We start from the raw sequence: 24737 nt of genomic DNA on the forward strand, positions 1-24737 counted from the left end.
TGGGCCGTAGGCTCGCCCCATGGCACCGAAGCCGAGTCTTCAGTCCGATTCACACTCTCGTGACTCACTCCCAGCCGACCCACGAGCAGCCGACCCGGAGCTCACGGAGGACGGGCACGTCGTCGAGCCCAGCGCCGACGACTACCGTCACGCGACCGAGCTCGAGATCGACCGGGACTGGTACAAGTCCGCAGTGTTCTACGAAGTCCTGGTGCGCGCCTTCTACGACTCGGATGGCAACGGCACCGGCGACCTACGTGGGCTCATCGAGAAGCTCGACTACCTGGAGTGGCTGGGCGTCGATTGCCTGTGGCTGCCGCCGTTCTATGACTCCCCACTGCGCGACGGCGGTTACGACATCCGCGACTTCCGCACGGTGCTACCGGAGTTCGGCACCGTCGAGGACTTCGTCGAACTCCTCGAACAGGCCCACAGTCGCGGGATCCGCGTCATCACCGACCTGGTCATGAACCACACCTCCGACACCCACGCGTGGTTCACCGAGTCCCGCTCCGACCCGACGGGGCCGTACGGCGACTACTACGTGTGGTCGGACGACGACACGCGGTACCCGGAGGCCCGAATCATCTTCGTCGACACCGAGTCGTCCAACTGGACCTACGACCCGGTGCGTGGACAGTTCTACTGGCACCGCTTCTTCTCCCACCAGCCCGACCTCAACTACGACAATCCCGAGGTTCAGGAGGCGATGATCGACGTCCTGCGGTTCTGGTTGGACCTCGGCATCGACGGGTTCCGCCTGGACGCCGTGCCGTACCTGTTCGAGCGCGACGGAACCAACGGCGAGAACCTGCCCGAGACGCACGAATTCCTCCGCAAGTGCCGGTCCGTGGTCGAAGAGGAGTTCCCCGGGCGCGTGCTGCTGGCCGAGGCCAACCAGTGGCCGGAGGACGTGGTGGACTACTTCGGCGAGCCCGAGGTGGGCGACGAGTGCCACATGGCGTTCCACTTCCCGCTGATGCCGCGGATCTTCATGGCGGTGCGGCGACAGTCCCGGTTCCCCGTCACCGAGATCCTGGCCCAGACCCCCGACATCCCGTCCTCGGCGCAGTGGGCGATCTTCCTGCGCAACCACGACGAGCTGACGCTCGAGATGGTGACCGACGAGGAACGCGACTACATGTATGCCGAGTACGCCAAAGACCCGCGGATGAAGGCCAACATCGGTATCCGCCGGCGGCTGGCCCCGCTGCTCGACGGCGACACCAACCAACTCGAACTGTTCACCGCGCTGCTGCTGAGCTTGCCCGGATCGCCGATGCTGTACTACGGCGACGAGATCGGCATGGGAGACAACATCTGGCTCGGCGACCGCGACGCCGTCCGTACGCCGATGCAGTGGAGCCCCGACCGCAACGCCGGGTTCTCCCGCTGCGACCCGGGCAGGCTCTACCTGCCGGTGATCATGGACCCGCTGTACGGCTACCAGGGCGTCAACGTGGAGGCGCAGCTCAACTCCACTGCCAGCCTGCTGCACTGGACGCGGCGCATGATCCACGTCCGCAAGAGCCAGCCCGCATTCGGGCTGGGCGAGTTCACCGACTTGGGCGGATCCAACCCGTCGATCCTGTCCTACCTGCGCACGCTCGACTCCGGCGGGCCCGGCACCGACGTGATCCTGTGCGTCAACAACCTGTCACGGTTCCCGCAGGCGGTCCGCCTGGATCTGGCGGAGTACGCCGGCCGCCAACCCGTCGAACTCACCGGCGGGGTGCCGTTCCCCGAGATCGATGCCGACCCGTACCAGCTCACCCTGCCCGGGTACGGCTTCTACTGGCTCGAGTTGCGCAGCCCGGAGGAGGGACCCTAGATGACCGGACCCGACACGTCGATCCGCGCGGTCGACGACGAGATCCTGACTCGGCTACTCGCCGAGTGGCTCCCCGAACAGCGGTGGTTCGCCGGAAAGGGTCTCGAACTCACCGGCGTGCGGATCGCCCGGAGAGTGGTGTTCCTGGACGAGCCGGAGGTGCTGGTCGAGCATCTGCTGGTGGATCTTGAGGTGGACGGGCGGCCCCAGCGGTACCAGGTGCCGATCGCGACCGCGCTTGAACTGCCTGGTGACCGGCGCGCGTTCCCGCTGACCCCGGAGGGCGCGTCGCCGGTGGTCTACGACGGGCTGCGCGATCCCCGCGGCACCGAGTCCCTGCTCCGCCACCTGGGCGGTCAACACGAGGTGGGCGGGCTGAGGTTCCGGTTGGTCGCCGGCGCCACGCTTCCCGAACCGACGTGGGGGCGCCTGCTGGAGGGCGAGCAGTCCAACTCGTCGCTGGTGTTCGGCGACGACCTCATGGTCAAGGTGTTCCGGCTGATCCAGCCGGGCGTGAACCCGGACGTGGAACTCCACGCCGCGCTGGCCGACCGGGAGTGCCCGTCGGTGGCGCCGCTGCGGGGCTGGGTGGAGTTGGACGACGACGAGGGCGTCGACACCGGAACCGGGCCCACCACACTCGCCATGGCCCAGGAGTTCATGGCGGGCGCGGCTGACGGGTGGGCGATGGCCACGGCGAGCGTCCGCGACCTGTTCGCCGAGGCCGACCTGCTGGCAGAGGAGGTCGGCACGGACTTCGCCGACGAGTCGTTCCGGCTCGGAGCGGCCGTGGCGCAGGTGCACGAGGACTTGGCCGCGGCGACCGGGGTGAGCACTCGCGACGGCACCGACCTGGTGGCGTCGATGCGGGCGCGCCTGGACTCGGCGGTGGCGGAGGTGCCGGAGCTGGCGGGGTACGTCGACGCGGCCCGCGCGGTGTTCGACGAGGTCGCCGGGTCGGGCGCGGTGCGGGTGCATCGCGTCCACGGTGACCTCCACCTCGGGCAGACACTGCGGGTGCCGGACCGGTGGATCGTCATCGACTTCGAGGGTGAGCCGGCCGCGCCGCTTGCCGAGCGGCGGGTGCCGGACTCCCCTGCCCGTGACGTAGCCGGAATCCTGCGCAGCCTCGACTATGCGGCGCAGCACACCCTGGTCGGGGTCGAGGACCGGCAACTGCGGTTCCGGGCCCGCGAGTGGCGCGATCGCAACGTCGACGCCTTCTGCCGGGGGTACGCCGAGGTCAGTGACTACGACCCGCGTGACACCGGCGCGTTGCTGCGGGCGTACACGCTCGACAAGGCGCTCTACGAGGTGGTGTACGAGACGCGGAACCGGCCCGGGTGGGTTGCGGTGCCGATGGGCGCGGTCGAGCGCATCCTCACCGCCGGCTAACCGGGCCCGGCCGGGCCCGCTGCTGCGGGCCCGGCCGGGCGGGTGGACGCCAGAGCGACGTGGTGGAAGGTCAGTTGCTCGAGATCCGGTCCTTGGCCCACTTGTAGTCGGCCTTGCCCGCGGGCGAGCGGCGGATCTCGGGGACGTCAACGATCACCTTGGGGACCTTGTAGTTCGCCAGGGACTCGCGCAGGAACTCCGTGAGCTCCTCCTCCTCTGCCGACATGCCCTCGCGGAACGACACGACCGCGGCGACCTTCTGACCGTAACGCTCGTCGGGGGCGCCGGCGACCAGCGCGTCGTGGACGGCCGGGTGCGCCTTGAGTGCCTGCTCGACCTCTTCCGGGAACACCTTCTCGCCACCGGTGTTGATGCAGCCCGAGCCGCGGCCCAGGAAGACGATGGTGCCGTCCTCGCGGATCCGGCCCATATCGCCGAGCACCGACACGCGGTGTCCGTCGACGACCGGGAAGGTCTTGGCGGACTTCTCCGGGTCGTTCCAGTACCCCACCGGAACGTGGCCGCGGCGGACGATGTAGCCGATTTCGTCGGAACCGGGCGCGATCGGCTTGTTCGACTCGTCGATCAGTCCCAGCCGGGGGCCGGGCGGAAGGAGCATCTCGCCCTCTTCGTTCAAGCTCATCTCGCCGTCGTTACCGGACTCGGAGGCACCGAAGTTGTCACGGATGATCATGTTCGGGAACTCCGCGACCACCCGATCCCGCGAGGTCTTGGACCAGATGCCGCCGCCGGAGGCGACCATGAACAGCGAGCTGAAGTCCTTGGTCTTCTTGGCCTCGAGGAGCGCGTCGGTGATCGGGACCGCCATGCCGTCGCCGACGAACATCAGCAGCTGGGCCTTGTAGTCGGCGGTCGCGTCCACGATCACCTGCGCGTCGAAGTCGCGGAACATGATCAGGTGGCCACCCAGGTTGACAAACGTCAGCAGGGTGAACAGGCCGGCGCCGTGCATCAGCGGGGCCGACATGACGATCTTGAAGCCGCCGTCGGGCGAGACGTTGTCGGCGACCTCCTGCGGGCTGTGCCGCTTGTCGCCGTAGGGGTTACCCCCGGACAAGCAGGCGTAGTAGTAGTCCGACATGTGCCACTGGACGCCCTTGGGGAATCCAGTGGTCCCGCCGGTGTAGACGATCCAGTGGTCGTCACCGCGGGCCGGCTCGAAGCCGCGCTCCGCGGACTGCTTCGGCAGCTCGGCATCCACATCCACGACCGTGAGACCGTTCTCGGCGCAGGCGTCTGCCAGCACCTGAGGGACCCCACCCACGACGAATACCGTGCGGGTGGTCTCGAGCTTCGGCACGGCGGCGGCCATGGTCTCCGCGAACTCTGCGTCGACAAGGATGGCGCCGCACTGCGAGTCGTTGAACAGGTAGACCAGTTCGGCCGGCGTGTAGCGGTAGTTGACGTTGATCCCGGCCACTCGGATCTTCATGGCTGCGACGATCGCCGCCATGTGTTCGGCACTGTTCTTCATGTACAGCCCGACATGGCTCCGCGGCTCGATCCCATGGGCCTGGAGAAGATGACCCATCTGGTTGGCGAGCTCATCCATCTGCCGGTAGGTGTAGTCGACACCGTCCATGGTGAGCAGGAGGTTGTCGGGGATTTTGTCCGCCACGGCCTCGAAGACGGCGGCCTCGTTCATCTCAGGATTGGTCCCGGCGAGGGGATCGGTGGACTGGGCGGCTGCTGCATCGGTCATCGGGGCAGTTCCTTTACACGCGGGGGCGAACTGTGTCTGCTCTCACATTGTTACCTGAACTTGTTCTCATGTCCAGACGAGAAGCTGACCTGCACAGATCCACGATAGCTGAAACAGGTTCTATCCATAATATGAAGCCGGCTCGGCAGGTCGCCACAGCGGGAGAGCCGGGGACAGCCTAGATTGCGAACATGAGCGGTTCACGGTCCACAAATCCCGACCCGCCGCACGACAGTCGTCTCCGACTGCCGCGCTCGACGGGTTCGGGCGACGTGCCCCAGGACGGCAGTCGGTCGTCCGAGCGGGAAGCCGACCGTCCCTCACGGCGGACGGGCCCGGCGCTGCACGGCCCGACCGAGCAGGGCACGCTGCGGTCCCGCGGGCTCGTCGGGGGGCTGCGGATGTTCGTGCGACCGGCCCTGGACCGGATGCCCGCGACTGACGTCTCCCTCGGCCGACTCCGGACACTCACCTCGGGTGCCGGGCGAGCGGCCGCCCTAGAGACCACCAACGACTGGTCCTCAGACGGACCCGTCCCCGGGCTGTGGGTGGGACGCAAACGCTTCTTCGACTCGGACCAGGTCATCTACCACATCCACGGAGGTGGTTTCACCTTCGGATCGCCGTGGTCGCACAAGGCATTGGCGTCGCGGATCGCCGGCGAGACCGGCACGCCGGTGTTCCTACCGGACTACCGGCTCGCCCCGGAGCACCCGCATCCCGCAGCCACCGAGGACGCCATCGCCGGGTGGGAGTGGCTGCTCGAGATGGGATTCCGCGCGGAGAACATCGTGGTGGCCGGGGATTCCGCGGGCGGAAACCTCGCGCTGCAGCTGGTGGCCCACCTCGAGAAGACCAGGGCGGCGATGCCGGCTGGCGTCGTCCTGCTCTCCCCGTGGGTCGACCTCGATTTCACGGACATGACTGCGCGGGACCGGGCGCGGAAGGACCCGTTCCTCGCCCTGGGACTGGCCGAGTTGTGCCGTCGCCAGTACGCGCCGGGCGTGGACACCGACGACCCTGCGATCTCGCCGATCAACTACGTGCCATCCCCCGACTGGCCGCCGTTCCTCATCCAGTGCGGGGGCGAGGAGATCTTCCGCGGGGGGATCGAGAAGATGGCGGAGAACTTCGCCGAGCACGGGGTGCGTCACGAGTTCCAGATGTGGCCACACCAATTCCACGTATTCCAGGTCTTCCACCCGATCGTCCCCGAGGCGAGGGTGGCGGTGCGGGACATCGGGTCGTTCGTGCGCGGCTGCCTGCGAGGCTGACCGGGGGGGCGGAGGGCCTGTCTCAGGCCCCCGCCCCCCCGGGGACCCACCGGAGCGGGTCAGACGGTGAGCACAAGCCCCGAAGTGGGCACCCCGGTCCCGGCGGTGACGACGAGCTTTTCGGCTCCGTCGACCTGGTTCACCGAGTCGCCGCGCAACTGCCGGACGCCCTCAGCGATGCCGTTCATGCCGTGGATGTAGGCCTCCCCGAGCTGGCCACCGTGCGTGTTGAGCGGCAGTCGGCCGCCCACCTCGAGCGCGCCGGGCTCCCGGACGAAGTCCTTGGCCTCACCGCGGCCACAGAAGCCGAGCTCCTCGAGCTGCATGAGCACGTACGGGGTGAAGTGGTCGTACAGCACCGCCATATCCATGTCGTCGGGCCGCAGGCCGGACTGGGTCCACAGCTGATCGCCGACGATGCCCATCTCCGGTAGTCCCGCGAGCTCGGGACGGTAGTAGGAGGTCATGATGTACTGGTCCGGACCGGAGCCCGACGCGGCCGCCGCGATCGACACCGGCCGGTGCGGCAGGTCACGAGCCCGCTCGGGGGTCGTCACGACGATCGCCTGCCCGCCGTCGGACTCCTGGCAGCAGTCCAGCAGGTGCAACGGCTCCGCGATGTAGCGCGAGTTCTGGTGATCGGCGAGAGTGATGGGCTTGCCGTGGAAGAACGCGGCGGGGTTGTTCGCGGCATGCTTGCGGTCCACTACCGCGACCCGTCCGAAGTCCTCGCTCGTGGCTCCGTACTCGTGCATGTAGCGCTGCGCGACCATGGCCACGAAGCCCGCCGGAGTCGACAGGCCGTGCGGGTAGGAGAACGCGTTGTCCGTACCAGACGAGTTGACCTGCTGCACCAGAGCCGAGTTGACCTGGCCGAAGCGCATCCCGGAACGCTCGTTGAACGCGCGGTAGCAGACCACCACCTCGGCCACGCCCGTGGCCACGGCCATCGCCGCCTGCTGCACCGTCGCGCACGCCGCGCCGCCGCCGTAGTGGATGCGGGAGAAGAAGTTCAGGCTCCCGATCCCTGCCGCGCGGGCTACGGCGATCTCGGTGTTGGTGTCCATGGTGAACGAGACCAGGCCGTCGACGTCCGAGGGCTGAAGTCCTGCGTCCGCGACCGCCGCGCGGACGGCCTCGGCGGCCAGCCGCAACTCGGAACGGCCCGAGTCCTTGGAGAAATCGGTGGCGCCGATCCCGACGATCGCCGCCTTGCCGGAAAGGGTGCTGTCCGCCAGGGTGCTCACTGCGGGTCTCCGTTCATGTAGAGGGTCGCCGTCGACGTCACGTGCGCGCCCAATGAGTCCGTGCCGACGATCTTCAGCGTGACCAGTCCGTCGTCGTCGACCCCCGTGACCTCACCGGTGAGGGTGAGGGAGTCGTAGGCGTACCAAGGCACTCCAAGGCGGAGCTTGATCGACGTGATGCGCGCCCGCTGACCCGCCCAGTCGGTGACGAACCGCTGCACCAGGCCGGTGTCGGTGAGGATGTTGACGAAGATGTCCTTCGAGCCCTTCTGATGGGCCAGGTCGCGGTCGTGGTGGACATCCTGGAAATCCCGGGTCGCCAGCGCGGAGGCCACGATGAATGTCGGCGTGCCCTCGATGGTCAACTCGGGGAGCCGGTCCCCCACCGCGACGGCGGGCGGCTCGGCCGGGCAGATGGTGTGGTTCTCGCTCACTTGGCGCCACCTTCCGTGACTTCGGGCATCTGACGGGCGACGGGCGGGGCACCGGCGGGACGCCACGCGTAGAGGGTCCACGGCTCGGTGCCGAACGCGGCATCCTCGCTCGTGTCGCCGGGCATATCGAGGAACTCGACCTCGACCTCCATGCCGATCCGCACGTCGTCGGGTTCGATGTCGCGCAACTCGCCGAGCATGCGCACGCCCTCGGACAGTTCGACCAGGGCGATGACGAACGGGAACCGCGTCCGGCCCGGCACGCGCGGCGCGTGGTGGGTGACGAAGCTGAACACCGTGCCGCGGCCGGAGGCCACGACGTAGTCGGTCTCCTCGGTCTTGTCCTTCCACAGCGCCGGCACCGGCGGGTGCTGCAGCGAGCCGTCCTCGCGCTTCTGGATGCGCAGCTCGTGGGCGCGGACCCCGTCCCAGAAGAAGCGGGTGTCGTGCGAGACAGACGGGCGAAGGACCTTGCCCACGACCAGGTCGTCGGCGGCCGAGCCGGAGCTGGCCACGATGCGGTCCACGGCCCCGTCACCGGCGGCGGGCTCGGTGGGCTTCGCTGCGGGACGGAACTTGAGGATGCGGAAGTCCATCTCCGCCACGATCTCGTCGCCGACGCGCCAATAGTTGCGGGTGGTGAAGAACCAACCCTCCCCCAGACCTGTGGTCTTGGGCCCGACCACGTCGACGAGGACGGACTCGATGGTCACCTCCTCGCCCGGGCGGGTGTACCGGTGGTAGGTCGAATCGCAGTTGGTCGCGACGACCGACGTGAAGCCCTCCGCGTCGAGGAGGTCGGTCATCCGGCCCAGTGGATCGTCGGCCTCGCGGGTCTTGCCGAGTCCGCGCATGGTCCACACCTGCGCCATCGCGGGCGGCGCCACCAGACCGCCGTGGCCGGAGGCGCGGGCCGCGTCCTCCGACTCGTAGATCGGGTTGGTGTCGCCGATCGCCTCGGTCCAGTTGCGGATCATCGGGAGGTTGATCGGGTCGCGGCCCGCGCGGCGGGCGCTCCCGCCGGAGGCGCGGACCTCCTCGGCGGCAGCGAGGATGCGGGCGGCCTGCTCGTCACTCATGAGTACCTTCTCGGGGGATCAGGGGGGTGTGTCTCTAGCGGGCGGTGCGGGGCATGCCGAGGCCGCCCATGCAGGTCAGTTCGCGCATGACCTCGTTGACGCCGCCGCCGAAGGTGATCACCACGTTGCGCTTGTTCATCATGTCGAACCAGCGCTGCAGTACCGCGGTGTCGGGGTCGGTCGGATCGCCGAAACGGCCGAGGAGTTCCTCGACGATCCGGCCGACGTGCTGGATCTTCTCCGTGGAGAAGACCTTGGAGGCCGCGGAGTCGCCCATCGACGGGTTCTCTCCCATCGAGGAGACCTGCCAGTTGAGCAACTCGTTGAGCCGGACGATCGCGAAGATCTCCGCGAGCCCGCGCCGCACCTCGGGGCGGTCCAGGTGGCGGATCCCGTCGGGGCCGGTGCCTCGGGCCCAGGCGGCCAGCTCGTCGTAGTAGCCGCCGGGCCGCCCAGCGGGTGCGAGCATGACGCGCTCGTGGTTGAGCTGGGTGGTGAGCATCTTCCAGCCGCCGTCGACCTCGCCGACGACCATGTCGGCGGGCACGCGCACGTCCGAGTAGTAGGTGGCGTTGACGTGGTGCGCACCGTCGCAAGTGATGATCGGCGTGAACGAGAAACCGGGATCGGTGGTGTCGACGATGAAGATCGTCAATCCCCGGTGCCGGGAGTCCGGAGTACCGGTGCGGGCGGCCAGCCAGATGTAGTCGGCGTGATGCCCGCCGGTCGTCCACATCTTCTGCCCGTTGATGATCCAGTCGCCGGTGGCCTCGTCGCGCTTGGCGGTCGTGCGCAGGGCGGCCAGATCGGTGCCGGCGTCGGGCTCGGAGTACCCGATCGCGAAGTGGATCGAGCCGTCGAGGATGCCGGGCAGGAACTTCGCCTTCTGCGCCTCGGTGCCGTACTTCTGCAACGTCGGCCCCACGGTCTGCAGCGTGACCGACGGCAGCGGCACGTCCGCCCGCGTGGCCTCGTTCGTGAAGATCTGCTGCTCGATGTGCCCGAAGCCCTTGCCTCCGTACTCGGTGGGCCACCCCACGCCCAGCCAGCCGTCGCGACCCATGCGCTTGATGATCTCGGCGTAGGTGTCACCGTGGCGGGTCGTGGCAATGTCCGCGGCCTCCTCCGGCGAGATGAGCGTCGAGAAATACTCGCGCAGCTCGGCCTGGAGTGCCCGCTGCTCGGGCGTGAGGTCGATGAACGCACCGTCGGAAGCCGCGTCGGCGTCGGTGACGGCAGGAGCCACCTGCTCGACCGGGTCGGCGGCGACCGCTGCTCCGACCGCGTCGAGGTGCAACTGCGCGCCGCCGACGAACCGGGCCAAGTCCTTGACCGCCGAGGAGAACCGGAACATGGGGTAGGTGACGTCCACCCCGACTCCGCCGTGCAGGTGGTGGAGGATCTGGACCGCCCGCGGTCCCTCGGCCGCCAGCCAGTAGGCGCCGATCGTCGGGTCGGTCTCGTAGCGGTCGCCGGGTCCGGCCAGCCCCTCCGAGACGCGCCACGCCACCGACTGCGCGATCACGTGGAGCGTCTGCGACACGATGTAGACGTCCGCGAGCTCCTGCTGGACCGCCTGGAACGACCCGAGCGGCTTCCCGAACTGCACCCGGTCCTTGAGGTAGCCGGCCGTCATGTCCAGCGCGCCGGCAATGAGACCGTCGCCGTGCGCGATGCAGGCCGACAGGACGAGACGTCGGAACACCTCGAGGACGGGCTCTGACCCCGAGCCGCGCAGCACGTCGTCGTCGTCGACCGGGGTGGCCTCGAACCGCATCGCGTACTCGGGCACGCCGAGGGAGCCGAGGGTGGGGGTCAGGGTGACCCCGGGAGCGTCGGGGGCGACGACGACGAGGGCCGCACCCTCCGGCGTGGACACCGGCACGAGGACCGAACTGGCCTGGGCCGCGTACCGCACGGAGGTGGCGGTCCCCGTCAGCGTCCCGGAGTCCAGCCGCACGGTGGGCTCGAGCGGCAGCGGGGTGCCGGGCTCGGCGACGGCGGCGGTGAGGATACGGCCGTCCTCGATGCCCTCGAGCAACCTGGCCTGCTGCTCGGCGGTGCCGAGCGCGACGATCGGCGCGACGCCCAGACCGAGAGTCTCCAGGGCCGGGATCACCACACCGGCACGTCCGACCTCCTCGAGCACCACCGCGATGTCAGCAGCCGTGAGGTCGTCCCCCCCGAGCGCGGCCGGCAGGCCCAGGGAGAGCAGCCCCGAATCGGCGAACGCCGCCCACAGTCGCTCGTCGTAGCCAGCGTCGTCGACGCTGCGGCTGGGCAGCGCCGTGAGCAGTTCCTCGGCGGGGGCGGCCGTCGACAGTGCGCCGGCCACCGCCTCGGCGACGGCGGTCTGGGTCTCGGTACGGGTGAAGTCCACGGGGATCAGTCCTTAATGGGGTGAAGGTCAGTCGCGGGGCAGGCCGAGGATGCGCTCGCCCACCACGTTGAGCAGCACCTGCTCGGTGCCGCCGGCGATCGACAGGCAGCGGACCATGAGGAACTTGCGACCCTGCTCAGTGAACTCGACGCCGCCGGTGCCGGTGAGCTGCAGACCGAACTCGGCGATGTCCTGACGGTGACGCACGCCCACGATCTTGCGGACCGAGGACTCGGCGCCCGGACCGGACCCGGCGAGACTCCGCAGTGCCGTGCGCAGGTCGAGGAGGTTGCCGACGACGCCGTCGGCGACGTGCTTTCCGAACTCATCCAGCACGAGCGCGTCGTCGGTGACATCGGCGGCCTTGATGAGGCCGATGATCTCCTCGGCAGCGTCGCCGAGGGAGGAGCCGCCGCCCATGGCCACCCGCTCGTTGGCGAGGGTGGTCCGGGCGATCTTCCAGCCGTCGTTGACCTCGCCGACCTGGAACTCGTCCGGGACGAAGAGGTCCTCGAGGTAGACCTCGTTGAACAGGGCCTCGCCCGTGATCTCGCGCAGCGGCCGGGTACGGATGCCCTCGGAGCGCATGTCCACGAGGAAGTAGGTGATGCCCTTGTGCTTGGGGGCGTCCTTGTCGGTCCGGGCCAGGCACATGGCCCAGTCGGCCTCGCGCGCCAGCGAGGTCCACACCTTCTGGCCGTTGAGCTTCCAGCCGCCCTCGACCTTCTCGGCGGTCGTGCGGAGCGCGGCCAGGTCGGAGCCGGCACCGGGCTCGGAGAACAGCTGGCACCACTTGACCGCGCCGGCCATGGTGTCGCGCACGAGAAGATCGGCGTGCTCCGGAGCGGCCTGGAGAACGGTCGGGACGGCCCAGCCACCGATGGTGATGTCGTGGCGGGTCACGCCGGCGGCCTCGAGCTCCTCGTCGATGAGCAGCTGCACAGCCGGGCTCGCGCCGAGGCCCCAGGGCTCGGGCAGGTGCGGCATGAACAGGCCGGTGTCGGCCAGGGCCCGCTTGCGCTCGTCGCCGGAGACGGCCGCGACCCGGGCCACCAGCTCGCGGATCTCCTCGCGCTTGGCGTCGATGCCCTCGATCTCCGACAGGTCGATGTCGAGGTGGCGGCGAGTCCCGGCCAGGGTGAGCTCGGCAAGCGCGCGCCGCCAGCGGGCCGCGCCGCCGATCGCCTGGCGCAGTGCGCCCGCCCGCCGCATGTAGAAGTGCGCGTCGTGCTCGAAGGTGAAGCCGATCCCGCCGAGGATCTGGATGCAGTCCTGGGAGTTACGCACGGCGTTGTCGAAGGCCAACGCCCCGGCCACGGCGGCGGCGACGGGCAGCTCCGAGTCCGCAGCGAGCAGATCCTCGGCGGCCACGGCGGCGTCCCACGCCAGCGCGCGGACCTGCTCGGTCCGACAGAGCATGTCGGCGGCGAGGTGCTTGATCGACTGGAACGAGCCGATGGTGCGGCCGAACTGCTCGCGAATCTTGGCGTAGTCGACCGCGGTGGCGAGCGTGTAGTCCGCGACGCCCGCAGCCTCGGCGGCGGCCAGGGTGACGAACAGTTGGTGGACGTGGTCGGTGGTGACGCCGTCGAGGATGCGGTCGGCCGGGATGGTCACGTTCTGCAGGCTGACGCGGCCGATCGAGGCCGAGATGTCGTACGGGGTCGACGGGGTCACCGTGACGCCCTCGGTGCCCGCCTCGAGCAGGGCCCAGCGAGTGGCGCCGTCCACCTCGACGGGCAGCAGCACGCCACCGTCGGGGGTGCCCCCGTAGACGACGCCAGGATCGCCGGTGACCGGCCCCGACCCGTCCAGGGTCGCGGTACCGATGCCCAGGCACACGCCCACGGGCAGGCCGCCCTCTGCGAGCGTCTCGCCGAGCGCTTGCGCGACGGCCCCTCCCGCGCGCGAGACCAGCACGCCGGTCAGCGCCGTGGACAGGATCGGCCCCGGCGCCATCCGCGCGGCGGCCTCCTCGAGCATGCAGGCCAGATCGACGATCTCGGCGCCGGCACCGCCGTGCTCCTCCGCGATCGCGACTCCGAAAAGGCCTAGCTCGGCGAGCTGGGGCCACAGCGCCTTCCAGGCTTTCGGATCGTCCTCCTGGGCGCGTACCGTGGCCACGGGGTCGGCGGACTTGGCCCAGGCCTTGATCGAATTCTGGATCTCGGTCTGATCTGGGGTAGTGGCGATACTCACTGGTGGGCTCCTCGACACGGGCGGGGTTGCGTACTGGGCGCGGGTCGTTGACCCACGCACTCCACGCCCAATATAGAACGTGTTCTAGGTAACGTGTTCTAGAATGCACCAGCAGGGTCCGCAATGCCACCCGGACACCTCCCGGGATCGCCAGCTGATCCCGCGGTACCGATCCGACCAGCGCAGAAGGTTCGCTTCCATGAACAAGAGCTCGACCGAGACCGGTTCCGCCACCGCCGCGTCGGACCCCGCCCTCCGGAGCGACGAACCCAGCACGTCGTCGCAACGGGAACGCCGCCGTCGAATCCTGGACGCCACGCTGGCTCTGGCCGCCAAGGGCGGTTACGAGGCGGTGCAGATGCGGGCCGTCGCGGAGAAGGCGGAGGTCGCGGTGGGCACCCTCTACCGGTATTTCCCGTCCAAGGTTCACCTGCTCGTATCCGCGCTCGCACGAGAGTTTCGCCGACTCGACCAGCGCACTGAGCGGTCGGCCCCGCCCGGCGACACCGCGCAGGAACGGATGAAGGTCGTGGTGGACATGATCACCAAGTCCATGCAGCGCGACCCGAACCTCACCGAGGCCATGACGCGCGCCTTCATGTTCGCCGACGCCTCCGTGGCCAACGAGGTCGAGGAGGTCGGCTTTTACATGGACCGGATCCTCGCCCGCGCGATGGCCCAGGGCACCCCGGACGAGGTGCAGCTCACGATCGCCCGCGTCGTCTCCGACGTGTGGATGTCCAACCTCGTGGCGTGGCTGACCCGCCGCTCATCGGCCGCCGAGGTCTCCAACCGGCTCGGCCTGACCATCGATCTACTGTTGGGAAGCGATGACTCCCCCCGTCGGGCGCGGATGCACTCGGCTATCGGGAACGGCAACGACTCCGACAAGACTGACGGCGATCCGGCCGTGGGTACCGCCCCGGACGCTTGATTCCGCCCGCCCCGCGACTTTCGGCCGAGCCTTGGCGGGTGGCGAGAGAGGGAGCGTCCGGCGTCAGGGCACGACGATCGTCGGGACCGTGCGAACCGGGCCGGACAGGTCGGCGACCCACCGCAGCGGGCCACCGGCCGGGTCCCAGTCGGTCAGCAGATCCGCGACCTTGCCGGTCATCTCGCGACTCAGGCGAAGGAAAGAGGTCTCGGGCTGGTCGTCGACCTCCCCGAGAATCAGCCACCATGCCCAGGCGACGGCCCCGGCGTTGGCGACAAAGTCCGGCAGCACCGCGATCCCGCGAGCCGTGAGGTCGAGTTCCGCGTCGGTAGTGGTGGCGGAGTTGGCCGCCTCGACCACGATCGGCGCGGTGACCTCCCCACAGTTCTCGGCGGTGATCGCGTACGAGACCGCGGCCGGGACGAGTACGTCGACGTCCATGCCGAGGATCCGGTCGCGGTCCAGCCGCTGCACCCGGGCGGGAACGGCGGCGCGATCGATCTCCCCGAACCGGTCGCGCGTCGCCAGTAGCGCCGGGACGTCGAGCCCTGCCGGGTCGTAGAGGGTGCCGGCTGCGTCTGCCAGGGCGACCACGCGCATTCCCGCCTCGTGCAGGTACCACGCTGCGCCGCCACCCATCGTGCCCACACCCTGGATCGCCACCGAGGTGCGTTCCGGATCCCATCCGCGGACGTAGGCCGCAGCCAGGCATGCCTGCGCGACCCCGTAACCACCGATGACGTCCCCCAGCAGCCCGCCCGGAACCTCGGCGTTCAGCCCACGGAAGATCCGGTCTGCGGTCGCGGTGGGGCCAGCCGACCGCTCGATCGCCGCATGATAGGACTGCCGCATCCCCAGCCGGGTGAACACCTCGTCGATCAGATGCTGCGTGACGCCCAGATCCTCTGCGGTGACCCAGTGACGGTCGAGGAACGGCCGCATGGCCTCGAAGAACCGCCCCAGCACCTCGACCGCGCGAGGGTCCTTGGGGTCGAAGTCGATGCCGCCTTTGGCCCCGCCGACGGGCAGGTCGAACGCTGCGGTCTTGCGGGTCATGCCTCGGGCCAGGTCCTCGACCTCGCGGAGGGTGCACCCGGCGCGCATGCGGGTTCCGCCGGTGGCCAGGCCCCCGACGAGGGTGTCGACGACGAGGTAGCCGCGCGCCCCGGTCTCATCGTCCTCCCAGTGCAGCCGCAGGTACGGTTCGCGGCTGGGCCGGGGGGCGGTCTCCGGCGCGGCAGCGGGCACGGTCTGTGGGACCGTTCCGGTGTGACCGGTGGTGCCCGGGATCTCGATGGACGTCATGGTGCTCGCCTCCTCGGCGACCTCGTCCGTCGGCTGGTCCGACGGCGTGTCTCCAGCATGGGATCGAGCGCTCGACCGGTCCAGCGAGACTTCATGGACCGGACCATTCACTTTTCCTGCACGGTGTGCCCGCGGACTCCTACGCTCGGGCTATGGAGCCGTCACTGCACCGACTGCGACTGCTCAACGAACTGGAGCGCCGTCGCACCGTCACCGCGGTCGCCGCCGCACTCGGCTACACGGTGTCGGCTGTCTCCCAGCAACTGTCGTTGCTCGAGCGCGAAGCCGGGACTGCCTTGTTCGAGAAGAGGGGGCGCGGGCTCGCGCTGACCGAGGCCGGTCTCGTATTGTCCGGGCATGCGCGGACCATTCTGGCCGCGGTCGAGGACGCCAGTTACGCCATGGAGTCGGCCCGCGCGGGCGTCGGGACCACGCTCTCGGCCGGGGTGTGGGCGTCGGTGGCGTCCACGCTGTTGCCGGCCGGGATCCGGATTCTGTCCCGGGACCACCCGGGCATCGTGGTGCGAACCCGGGAGCTGGCGCCGGAGGATACGACCGGCGCGGTCCGGGACGGCTCACTCGATCTGTCGTTCGTGCTGGACTACTCGAGCTACGCCATGGCGGACGTCTCCGACCTGGTGCGGGTGCCGGTCGCGAGGGAATCACTGCACGCGGTGGTGCCCCGCGATTCGATGGACTCGAAGCGCGTGTCGTTGGCCGACCTGGCCGCGGCGCCGTGGGTGCTCGCGCATCCGCGTTCGCACTTCGGCCGCGCGGTGCGGATCGCCTGCCGCGAAGCGGGGTTCGAGCCCGAGGTGCGACACGAGGCCGGGGAGCAGTCCACGGCGCTGGCCCTGGTCGCCGCAGGCCTCGGCGTCACCCTCGTGTCCGACCTGGGCTTGAGCACCTACCCGGCGGACGTGGAGGTGCTGCCACTGACCGACGACCTGTCCAGGACGGTGTCGATCACCTACCGCCGACGCGACGCTCGCCGCCGACCGCTCCAGGCGTTCGTCGAGGCCTTCGCCCTCGCAGCCCGTGAGGTGGGCCTGGGCCCGGTCTGACCGACGACGTCGATACAGGGCTCAGGGCCTGCGCGCGAGGAAGTCCGGCCGGGGCGGGGTACCGGCGAACGGCTCGGTCAACTCGTTCTCGACGCTGTTGAACACGATGAACACATTCGCCCGCGGCAGCGGCGTGATGTTGCCACCCGACGCGTGCAAAGCGTTGCAGTCGAACATCGTCATGGAACCCGCACCGCCGGTGAGGACGTCGAGACCGTGGCGCTCATACATCTCGGTGATGTGCTCCTCGGACGGCACCCCGATCTTCGGCGCCGTGGTCACCAGCGATTCCTTGTAGTAGTCCTCCGGCGTCTCGCCCGCGCACTGCACGTAGTACCTGTGCGTGCCCGGCATGATCATCAGGGGACCGTTGTAGGTCTCGTTGGGCGTCAGCGCGAGCGACGCGCTGCACGCGCGCGGCCGGGGCATGCCGTCCTCGGCGTGCCAGGTCTCGAAGTCCGAGTGCCAGTAGAACGCCCCGCCGGCGAATCCGGGCTTGTAGTTGAGTCGGCTCTGGTGCACGTACACGTCCGAGCCGAGGATCTGCTGGGCCAGGTCGATCGCACCGGACTGCTCGACGGCCTCCCACACCACCTCGCTCAGGGCGTGGACGTCGAAGACCGAGCGGACGGCCTCGCTGCCCTCCTCGCGGATGATCCGGGGATCATCGGCCATCTGCGGGTCCGCCCCGATTCGGTCGATCTCCGCCAGGCAGGCGTCGATCTGCCGACTATCCAGCGCACCCTCTCGCTGGACGTATCCGCGCTCGGAAAACCGGAGAACCTCGGGATCCTCGGTCCGGCCCCACACGACGGGGTCGCGGCGCTCGACGATCTCCGGACGCCCACTCACGCGGGTCAGGTAGTCATCAACGGCAACGGTCACTACGTCTCCTTTCTCTCCTCAGCCTTGAAAAACCCAGGCTGACTCGGGAAAGCGAGGGGTGCCGCCCCTCGCGACGCCGACCGTATCGGCGTCCGATGGAGCGGACAACCAGTCAACCGCTGACGTATCCTCGATGTTTGTCCACTTCCGGGCCGGGCGTCCCGCCATCGACCCAGGTGCGCAGGTGGCCGCTGAACTGGCGCGAGAGCACATCGCGCCACCCGGTCACGTCGCCGGACATGTGGGGACTGATGTGCGCGCCGTCGAGGGTCCAGAGCGGGTCGCCCTCGGGGAGGGGTTCGACGACGAGGACATCCAGATGCGCCGAGAGCCTGCCCGCTGCGATTTGAGCCGTCAGGGCGTCCTGGTCCACGAGTTCTCCGCGACCGACGTTCACCACGTGGGCGCCGTCGGGAAGGGCGGCCAGTTCCGCGGGGCCGAGCATCCCCCGCGTGGCGTCGGTCAGTGGCGCCACCATCACGAGGTGGTCCACGTCGCCGAGGTGATCGACCAGTCGCGCGGAATCCAGGACACAACCGAAGTCCTCGTCGTCGTCGGAGGGACGGCGCCCTGCTCCGCTGACGTCGAGCCCGACCGCCCGGAGAAGTCGCGCGGTGGCGCGACCGATCCCGCCTGTTCCCACCACCAGGGCGCGCCGGCCGGCCACCCGGGTGGTCTCGCGGTGGCGCCACCGTCCCGCGCGCTGGAGCGCCTCCGTCTCGTGCAGCCGCTTGTCGTGGGCCAGGACGCAGGCCAGGACGTACTCGGCGATCGGCTCGTCGAAGACGCCGCGGGCGTTTGTCACCAGTACGTCTGAGTCCCGCAGCTCGTCAAAGAGCAGTGTGTCCACCCCGGCGGCGGCCACGTGCACCCAGCGCAACGAGTCCGCGGCGTGCCATGCCGAGGCCAGGACCCCGGAAAAAATGTCCCACACGAGCAGGATCTCCGCCCCAGGGAGGGCGTCGGCGAGCGTGTCCGCCGTGCATTCGCGCACGTCGGCGAACTCGCGGATCTGCTCGAGGGTGGTGGGGGGTTCCAGGCCGTCCGCGCTGAGGACGACGACGGTCGGCCGGGTGCCCGAACCTCGGTGCGGTTGCGTCATGTCCCCACCGTAACGCGCCGGGCCACCCCCAGACCAGGATCGTCGGATTGTTGACAATCGCACTGGTCCGCCACACACTGACATCCATGACCGCGCACCTGTCGCCCCTCCTCAAGCAGGCCACGCCCGTCGTGGTGGACCACGCGCTCGGCTCGTGGATCCACGGCACCGACGGGCGCGACTACCTGGATTTCACGACCGGCATCGGCGTGACCAGCACCGGCCACTGCCACCCCGAGGTGGTCGCGGCCGCGCGCGAGCAGTGCGGCAAGATCATCCACGCCCAATACACGACCGTCATGCACCAGCCGCTTCTCGAGCTGACGGAGAAGCTCGGCGAGCACCTGCCCTCCGGGATCGATTCGGTCTTCTACGCCAACTCCGGCTCGGAGGCGGTCGAGGCCGCGGTCCGGCTGGCGCGCATGGCCACGGGCCGACCCACCATCGTCACCGTCCAGGGCGGCTTCCACGGCCGCACCGTCGCCGCGGCCAGCCTCACCACCGCCGGAACCCGGTTCTCCGCCGGCTTCTCCCCACTCATGGGCGGCGTGGTGACGACCCCGTTCCCTCACGCTCTACGCCACGGGTGGACCGTGGACGACGCCGTGGACTTCGCCCTGACCGAACTCGACTACCTCATGGCCACCCGGGTCGACGCAAAGGAGATCGCGGCATTCCTCATCGAGCCCGTCCTCGGCGACGGCGGATACCTGGCCACTCCCCCGCGCTACCTACAGGGGCTGCGCGAGCGAGCTGACGCGGTCGGCGCCCTGCTCGTTCTCGACGAGGTCCAGGCAGGCATCGGCCGTACCGGCCGGTTCTGGGGCTACCAGCACACCGACGGGGTGGTACCGGACATCATCATCACCGCCAAGGGCATCGCGTCGGGCTTCCCCATCTCCGCAATCGCCGCACCCGAGGCCCTCATGGCCAAGGCGTGGCCGGGGTCGCAGGGGGGCACGTACGGCGGGAACGCCGTCGCCGCCGCGGCCGGGGTCGCGACTCTCGGCGTGGTCGAGCGCGAGGGCCTTGTTGCACGCGCGGCCGAGCGAGGAACCCAACTGCTAGACGGGCTGCGGCGTAGCCTTGCGGACGTGAGCGAGATCTGCGACATCCGCGGGACCGGGCTCATGTTGGGTGTCGAGTTCGGTGACCCCACCGCACCCGCCGGGAGCACCGGCGCGCTGGAGGCCGCTCGCCTGGCCGCCGCGGTCCAGCAGGCGTGCGTCGACGAGGACCTGCTCACTCTGACCTGCGGCCCGACCGGTTCTGTCGTGCGCCTCATCCCCGCCCTGATCATCTCCCCCGACGAGGTAGAGATCGGCATCGAGCGGTTCACCCGCGCAGTGCACCGGGTGTGCGACGGGGCGGCGTGACCTCCCGCGTCGCACCGTCCGCCACCGGCAGAGCGGAGGCGTCCGTCGAGACGGTGGTGGGGGCGCTCGTCCAAGCGGGCCTCGCTCCCGAGGCCGACCCACGGAGGATCGCCGAGTACTCTTACGACGCGTCCAACTATCGCGTGGTGCCGACGGCCGTGCTGTTCCCGCGGTCGGAGGCCGAGGTCGCGGCCGCCCTGGCCGTATGTCACCGGCTCGGCGTGCCCGCGATCGCCCGCGGCGGCGGCACCTCGATGGCCGGCAACGCGATCGGTACCGGAGTGGTGCTGGACCTGTCCCGCCACCTGAACCGCGTGCTCGCCGTGGACGAGGCCGCGCGGACCGTCACCGCCGAGGCGGGCACCGTCCTCACCGCCCTGCGCGCGGCCGTCCACGTCGCCACCGGGGATCGCCTGACCTTCGCGCCCGACCCGTCCAGCCAGTCCCGAGCCTGCCTGGGCGGGGCGATCGGCAACGACGCCTGCGGCAACCACTCGGTGCGCCACGGCCGGACCGCCGATCACGTCGAGGCGCTGCAGTTGGTCACCGCCGACGGCCTGCGCCTGACCGCCACCCGCACCGGAGTCGAGGCGACAGATCCGGCCGACCCCGCCGCCACCGCCCGGGCCGAGCACCTGACGGCGCAGCTGCGCGACCTGGCCGCCGACCACCTGGCGGCGATCCGCACCGAGCTCGGCCGCATCCCCCGACAGGTGTCCGGCTACCACCTGCGTCACCTGCTGCCCGAGGAGGGCTTCGACGTGGCGCGGTCGCTCGTCGGCTCGGAGGGTACGTGCGCGATCGTCACCGCCGCGACGATGCGGGTCGTCCCCCGCGCCGTGCGCACCGGACTGGCGGTGGTGGGATACGCCGACGTCGTGGACGCCGCGCGGGATGTCCCCGCGATCCTGCGCTACCGCCCCACAGCCGTAGAGGGTATCGACGAGGTGATCGTCGAAACCATGCGGCAGCGCCGCGGCACAGACTCGGTCGCCGACCTCCCGCAGGGAAGCGCGTGGCTGTTCGTCGAGCTCGACGACGAGGTGGACTCCACCGGTGAGGGGCTCGATGCCCGGGTCGCCGAACTGGCCGACGAACTGACGCGGGACGGACACGCCCTCGACGTGCTCGTCGTCAACGATCCGGTGACCCGCGCGGACCTGTGGCGGGTGCGCGAGGACGGCGCCGGGCTGAGCTCACGGCTGACCGACCCCGCCACCGGCGCCACCACGGAGTCCTGGCCCGGCTGGGAAGACTCGGCGGTGCCACCCGAGCGGCTGGCCGACTACCTCGCCGAGTTCCGCGACCTACTGGCCCGGCATGAGCTCACCGGGGTCATGTACGGCCACTTCGGCGCCGGGTGCATGCACATCCGCATCACCTTCGACCTACGCTCGGACGACGGCCGGACCGTATTCCGCGCCTTCTGCACGGAGGCAGCCCGATTGGCGGTCCGCCACGGCGGGTCACTGTCCGGCGAGCACGGCGACGGCCGTGCCCGCTCCGAACTGCTGCCGGTGATGTACTCACCCGAGATGCTCGACGCGTTCGACCGTTTCGCTCACATCTGGGACCCCACGGGACTACTCGCGCCCGGAGGGCTCACCGACACCCGGCCGATCGACGCCGACCTCGCCCTCGCCGGAATCGGCCACCGCGGCCGCAACCTTCTCGGCGCCGACATCTCACCCGACGGGGCCCACCCCGTGCAGGCCTGTATCGGCGTAGGCCGCTGCCGCACCACTACCGGCGGAGTGATGTGCCCGTCCTTCCGCGCCACCGGAGACGAGCGCGACTCCACCCGCGGGCGGGCCCGCGTCCTCCAGGAGGTCATCCGAGGCACTCTGCCGATCGACTCCCCGGCAGTCGAGGAGTCCCTGGACCTGTGCTTGGCGTGCAAGGCGTGCTCGTCGGACTGCCCCACCGGCGTCGACATGGCCACCTTCAAGTCCGAGGCACTGCATCATCGCTACCGGCGTCGGCTGCGGCCGCGGGTCCACTACTCGCTGGGGCTGCTGCCACTGTGGCTGCGCGGGACCACCCGCGCGGCGCGGCCGCTCAATGCGCTGCTGGACACCCCGATAGGGCGGGCCGCCGCGCGACTGGGCGGGATCACGGGTGACCGCACCCTGCCTCGCTTCGCCTCCGCCCGCGACCTACGCCGGGAACTCGAGCGGGTCCCCGCCAGCGTGTGGCACGTCGGGCCGGCGGGCGGGGTGAACCCGCGCACCTCCGCCGAGATCGTGCTGTTCCTCGACTCGTTCACCCGGGGACTGCGCCCCCGCGTCGCCGGTGCGGCCGCCCGCGTTCTGGGCGGCACGCACAAGTCCGTCGCGTGCAGCGCAGACCACTGCTGTGGGCTGACCCACGTCACCACCGGTCGGCTCGAGGCAGCCCGCCGCACCATGACCGCGACCGCGCGGCACCTCGACGCGATCCGCGGGCCGGATGGGGCAGAGATCCCCGTCGTCGTCGTCGAACCCTCCTGCGCCGCCACCCTGCGCGGCGACCTGCCCCGCCTGCTCGCCGACACTCCCGACGCCGACACCGCCCGCCGGGTCGCCGCACGCGTCCGCTCCGCCGCCGACCACCTCGGCCGGCTCGCCGCCGAGGACCGGGCGCCTGCCTGGCCCGGCGGCACCGCACCCGACCGTGTCACCGTGCAGACCCACTGCCACGAGTACTCGACGTTCGGCAACCGTGTGCAACGGGCGACCCTCACGGCCCTGGGCGTGGGGTCCGTCCGCGAGGCCACCGGGTGCTGCGGCGTCGCCGGCGACTTCGGTTTCACGGCCGGGCACGAGTCCGTCACCGCCGCCGTCGCCGAGCAGGCGCTCGCGCCCGCCCTGCGCGCCGACCCTGACGCGCTCGTGCTCACCGACGGATTCTCGTGCGCGGCCCAGGTCGACCACCTCGGTCGGACCGGACACCACCTGCTCGAACTACTCGACCCCGAACCCGATCCCGCCGCACCATTACTCAGGAGGCAGACATGACCCGGACCGTCACCGACATCATCGCCGGACTCGGCACCGGAGTCCACGTGGACGGACGGTGGCGAGACGCCGCCTCCGGGGCGAGGTTCGACGTGGTCAACCCCGCTACAGGCGAGACCATCGCGACCGTCGCCGACGGCGGCGCCGACGACGCCACCGCCGCTATCGAGGCCGCCGGACGCACACAGGAGAGCTGGGCTGCGGTCCCCGCGCGCGACCGGGCGGAGATCCTGCGCCGCGCCTACGAGCTGCTCATCGAGCGCGCCGACGAACTGGCCCTACTCATGACCACCGAGATGGGCAAGCCGCTGGCCGAGGCGCGCGGCGAGGTGACCTACGGCGCCGAGTTCTTCCGCTGGTTCTCCGAGGAGGCCTGCCGTATCCGCGGCGATGCCCGCCGCTCCCCCGACGGCAAGACCCGTCTCATCGTCACCCAGGAACCGGTCGGGCCGTGCATTCTCATCACACCGTGGAACTTCCCCCTCGCCATGGCCACCCGCAAGATCGGCCCGGCGGTCGCCGCCGGCTGCACAATGGTGTTCAAGCCCGCGGGACTCACCCCCCTGACCTCGTTGTACGTGGTGGACATCCTGCGGGAGGCCGGACTGCCCGACGGCGTGCTCAACGTGGTGTGCACGACCGACGCCGGCAGCGTGGTGGAGCCATGGATCGACTCCGGCATCGCCCGCAAGCTGTCCTTCACCGGGTCCACGCCCGTCGGACGAAAGCTCCTCGAGCAGTGTTCGCGCGGAGTACTGCGAACCTCGATGGAGCTCGGCGGCAACGCCCCGTTCGTAGTGTGCGAGGACGCGGACATGGACACCGCTGTGAGCGCGGCGATGGCCGCCAAGATGCGCAATATGGGTGAGGCCTGCACCTCCGCCAACCGGATCCTCGTGCACCGGTCAGTGATCGACGAGTTCGGGCGCCGGTTGACCGAGGAGATGGCCGCGCTCAAGGTAGGCGACGGCACCGCGGAGGGCACCGACGTCGGCCCGCTGGTGGAGGAGAAGGCCGTGACAAAGGTCGTCGACCTGGTCGACGACGCGGTGTCCCGCGGCGCCGAGGTGCTGTGCGGCGGATCGCGCAGCGACGGGCCCGGGTACTTCTACCCCCCCACCGTGCTCACCGGGGTCACCCCGGATGCCGAGTTGATGTCCACCGAGATCTTCGGCCCCGTCGCCGCCCTGGTGCCCTTCGACACCGACGACGAGGCGATCCGGCTCGCCAACGACACCGAGTTCGGGCTGGTCTCTTTTGTCATGACCGAGAACCTCGACCACGCCCTGACGATGTCCGAGCGCTTGGAGGCGGGCATGGTCGGTATCAACGTCGGGGTGGTGTCTAACCCCGCCGCACCGTTCGGTGGCATCAAGCAGTCCGGACTGGGGCGCGAGGGCGGCCTCAGCGGCATCGAGGAGTTCGTCGAGACCAAGCTGGTGGCGATCCCCGTCCGCTGACCCGGCTGTTCGCCGACCGTGCGGTCCGACCGGTGTGGGCAGGGGGCGCGAGT

The 24737-nt window shown here is 70.0% G+C and carries 17 protein-coding genes and 1 pseudogene; 8 read left to right on the forward strand and 10 right to left on the reverse strand.

Going from position 1 to position 24737, the window contains the following annotated elements; translation table 11 throughout:
• Window positions 1-19: 19 nt before the first annotated feature.
• A complete protein-coding gene (gene treS, locus FQ137_RS00185) occupies window positions 20-1831 on the forward strand; it encodes a maltose alpha-D-glucosyltransferase (protein ID WP_149290605.1) in 1812 nt (603 codons plus the stop codon).
• Entirely contained in the window at window positions 1832-3226 is a 1395-nt protein-coding gene (locus FQ137_RS00190; protein ID WP_149290606.1) for a hypothetical protein, read from the forward strand.
• A gap of 70 nt (window positions 3227-3296) precedes the next feature.
• Here FQ137_RS00190 and FQ137_RS00195 read toward each other — a convergent pair whose 3' ends face one another.
• Window positions 3297-4949 (reverse strand): AMP-binding protein, encoded by a 1653-nt coding sequence (locus FQ137_RS00195; protein WP_149290607.1) that lies wholly within the window; start codon window positions 4947-4949, stop codon window positions 3297-3299.
• A 191-nt stretch (window positions 4950-5140) separates the two neighbouring features.
• On the opposite strand from FQ137_RS00195, the gene FQ137_RS00200 reads away from it, so the two are divergent.
• The gene (locus tag FQ137_RS00200; RefSeq protein ID WP_149290608.1) at window positions 5141-6223 is read left to right on the forward strand and encodes an alpha/beta hydrolase; all 1083 of its coding nucleotides are present in this window, start codon (window positions 5141-5143) and stop codon (window positions 6221-6223) included.
• A 59-nt stretch (window positions 6224-6282) separates the two neighbouring features.
• On the opposite strand, the gene FQ137_RS00205 is transcribed toward FQ137_RS00200, so the two are convergent.
• The 6 genes and pseudogenes from FQ137_RS00205 to FQ137_RS00225 form a co-directional block, all read right to left on the reverse strand.
• Window positions 6283-7461: a lipid-transfer protein gene (locus tag FQ137_RS00205; protein WP_149292531.1), complete on the reverse strand. Its 1179-nt coding sequence runs from the start codon at window positions 7459-7461 to the stop codon at window positions 6283-6285.
• A gap of 5 nt (window positions 7462-7466) precedes the next feature.
• Window positions 7467-7904, reverse strand: a complete 438-nt coding sequence (locus FQ137_RS00210; RefSeq protein ID WP_304506050.1) for a MaoC family dehydratase — start codon at window positions 7902-7904, stop codon at window positions 7467-7469.
• The gene (locus FQ137_RS00215; protein WP_149290609.1) at window positions 7901-8983 is read right to left on the reverse strand and encodes a bifunctional MaoC family dehydratase N-terminal/OB-fold nucleic acid binding domain-containing protein; all 1083 of its coding nucleotides are present in this window, start codon (window positions 8981-8983) and stop codon (window positions 7901-7903) included. The genes FQ137_RS00210 and FQ137_RS00215 overlap by 4 nt, the downstream gene beginning before the upstream one ends.
• Window positions 8984-9017: 34 nt before the next feature.
• A complete protein-coding gene (locus tag FQ137_RS15645) occupies window positions 9018-10229 on the reverse strand; it encodes an acyl-CoA dehydrogenase family protein (protein WP_370452364.1) in 1212 nt (403 codons plus the stop codon).
• 39 nt (window positions 10230-10268) lie between these two features.
• Window positions 10269-11363: pseudogene (locus FQ137_RS15650) on the reverse strand (acyl-CoA dehydrogenase family protein); the annotation flags it as partial.
• Between the two features lie 27 nt (window positions 11364-11390).
• The gene (locus FQ137_RS00225) at window positions 11391-13562 is read right to left on the reverse strand and encodes an acyl-CoA dehydrogenase (protein ID WP_149290611.1); all 2172 of its coding nucleotides are present in this window, start codon (window positions 13560-13562) and stop codon (window positions 11391-11393) included.
• A 199-nt stretch (window positions 13563-13761) separates the two neighbouring features.
• Here FQ137_RS00225 and kstR point away from each other — a divergent pair, with 199 nt between their 5' ends.
• Window positions 13762-14496, forward strand: a complete 735-nt coding sequence (kstR, locus tag FQ137_RS00230) for a cholesterol catabolism transcriptional regulator KstR (RefSeq protein WP_149290612.1) — start codon at window positions 13762-13764, stop codon at window positions 14494-14496.
• A gap of 63 nt (window positions 14497-14559) precedes the next feature.
• Here kstR and FQ137_RS00235 read toward each other — a convergent pair whose 3' ends face one another.
• Complete coding sequence (locus FQ137_RS00235) at window positions 14560-15801, reverse strand: Glu/Leu/Phe/Val dehydrogenase (protein WP_188064691.1); 1242 nt, start codon at window positions 15799-15801, stop codon at window positions 14560-14562.
• A 152-nt stretch (window positions 15802-15953) separates the two neighbouring features.
• Between FQ137_RS00235 and FQ137_RS00240 the strand changes: the two genes are divergently transcribed.
• Window positions 15954-16865 carry a LysR family transcriptional regulator gene (locus FQ137_RS00240; RefSeq protein WP_149290613.1) on the forward strand — a complete coding sequence of 304 codons (912 nt, stop codon included), beginning with the start codon at window positions 15954-15956 and terminating at the stop codon, window positions 16863-16865.
• A 21-nt stretch (window positions 16866-16886) separates the two neighbouring features.
• Here FQ137_RS00240 and thpD read toward each other — a convergent pair whose 3' ends face one another.
• Both thpD and FQ137_RS00250 read right to left on the reverse strand, forming a co-directional pair.
• A complete protein-coding gene (gene thpD, locus FQ137_RS00245) occupies window positions 16887-17750 on the reverse strand; it encodes an ectoine hydroxylase (protein ID WP_149290614.1) in 864 nt (287 codons plus the stop codon).
• A 112-nt stretch (window positions 17751-17862) separates the two neighbouring features.
• Window positions 17863-18852 (reverse strand): D-2-hydroxyacid dehydrogenase, encoded by a 990-nt coding sequence (locus FQ137_RS00250; RefSeq protein ID WP_149290615.1) that lies wholly within the window; start codon window positions 18850-18852, stop codon window positions 17863-17865.
• A gap of 86 nt (window positions 18853-18938) precedes the next feature.
• Between FQ137_RS00250 and FQ137_RS00255 the strand changes: the two genes are divergently transcribed.
• Genes FQ137_RS00255 through FQ137_RS00265 form a run of 3 tightly spaced genes read left to right on the forward strand, consistent with a single transcriptional unit; the run spans window position 18939 to window position 24684 of the window.
• Window positions 18939-20228 carry an aspartate aminotransferase family protein gene (locus FQ137_RS00255; protein ID WP_149290616.1) on the forward strand — a complete coding sequence of 430 codons (1290 nt, stop codon included), beginning with the start codon at window positions 18939-18941 and terminating at the stop codon, window positions 20226-20228.
• Window positions 20225-23224 carry an FAD-binding and (Fe-S)-binding domain-containing protein gene (locus FQ137_RS00260; RefSeq protein ID WP_370452275.1) on the forward strand — a complete coding sequence of 1000 codons (3000 nt, stop codon included), beginning with the start codon at window positions 20225-20227 and terminating at the stop codon, window positions 23222-23224. Before FQ137_RS00255 ends, FQ137_RS00260 begins: the two co-directional genes overlap by 4 nt.
• The gene (locus FQ137_RS00265; RefSeq protein WP_149290618.1) at window positions 23221-24684 is read left to right on the forward strand and encodes an NAD-dependent succinate-semialdehyde dehydrogenase; all 1464 of its coding nucleotides are present in this window, start codon (window positions 23221-23223) and stop codon (window positions 24682-24684) included. Before FQ137_RS00260 ends, FQ137_RS00265 begins: the two co-directional genes overlap by 4 nt.
• Window positions 24685-24737 lie beyond the last annotated feature (53 nt).

The organism is Dietzia sp. ANT_WB102, from assembly GCF_008369165.1.
GTDB lineage: Bacteria > Actinomycetota > Actinomycetes > Mycobacteriales > Mycobacteriaceae > Dietzia.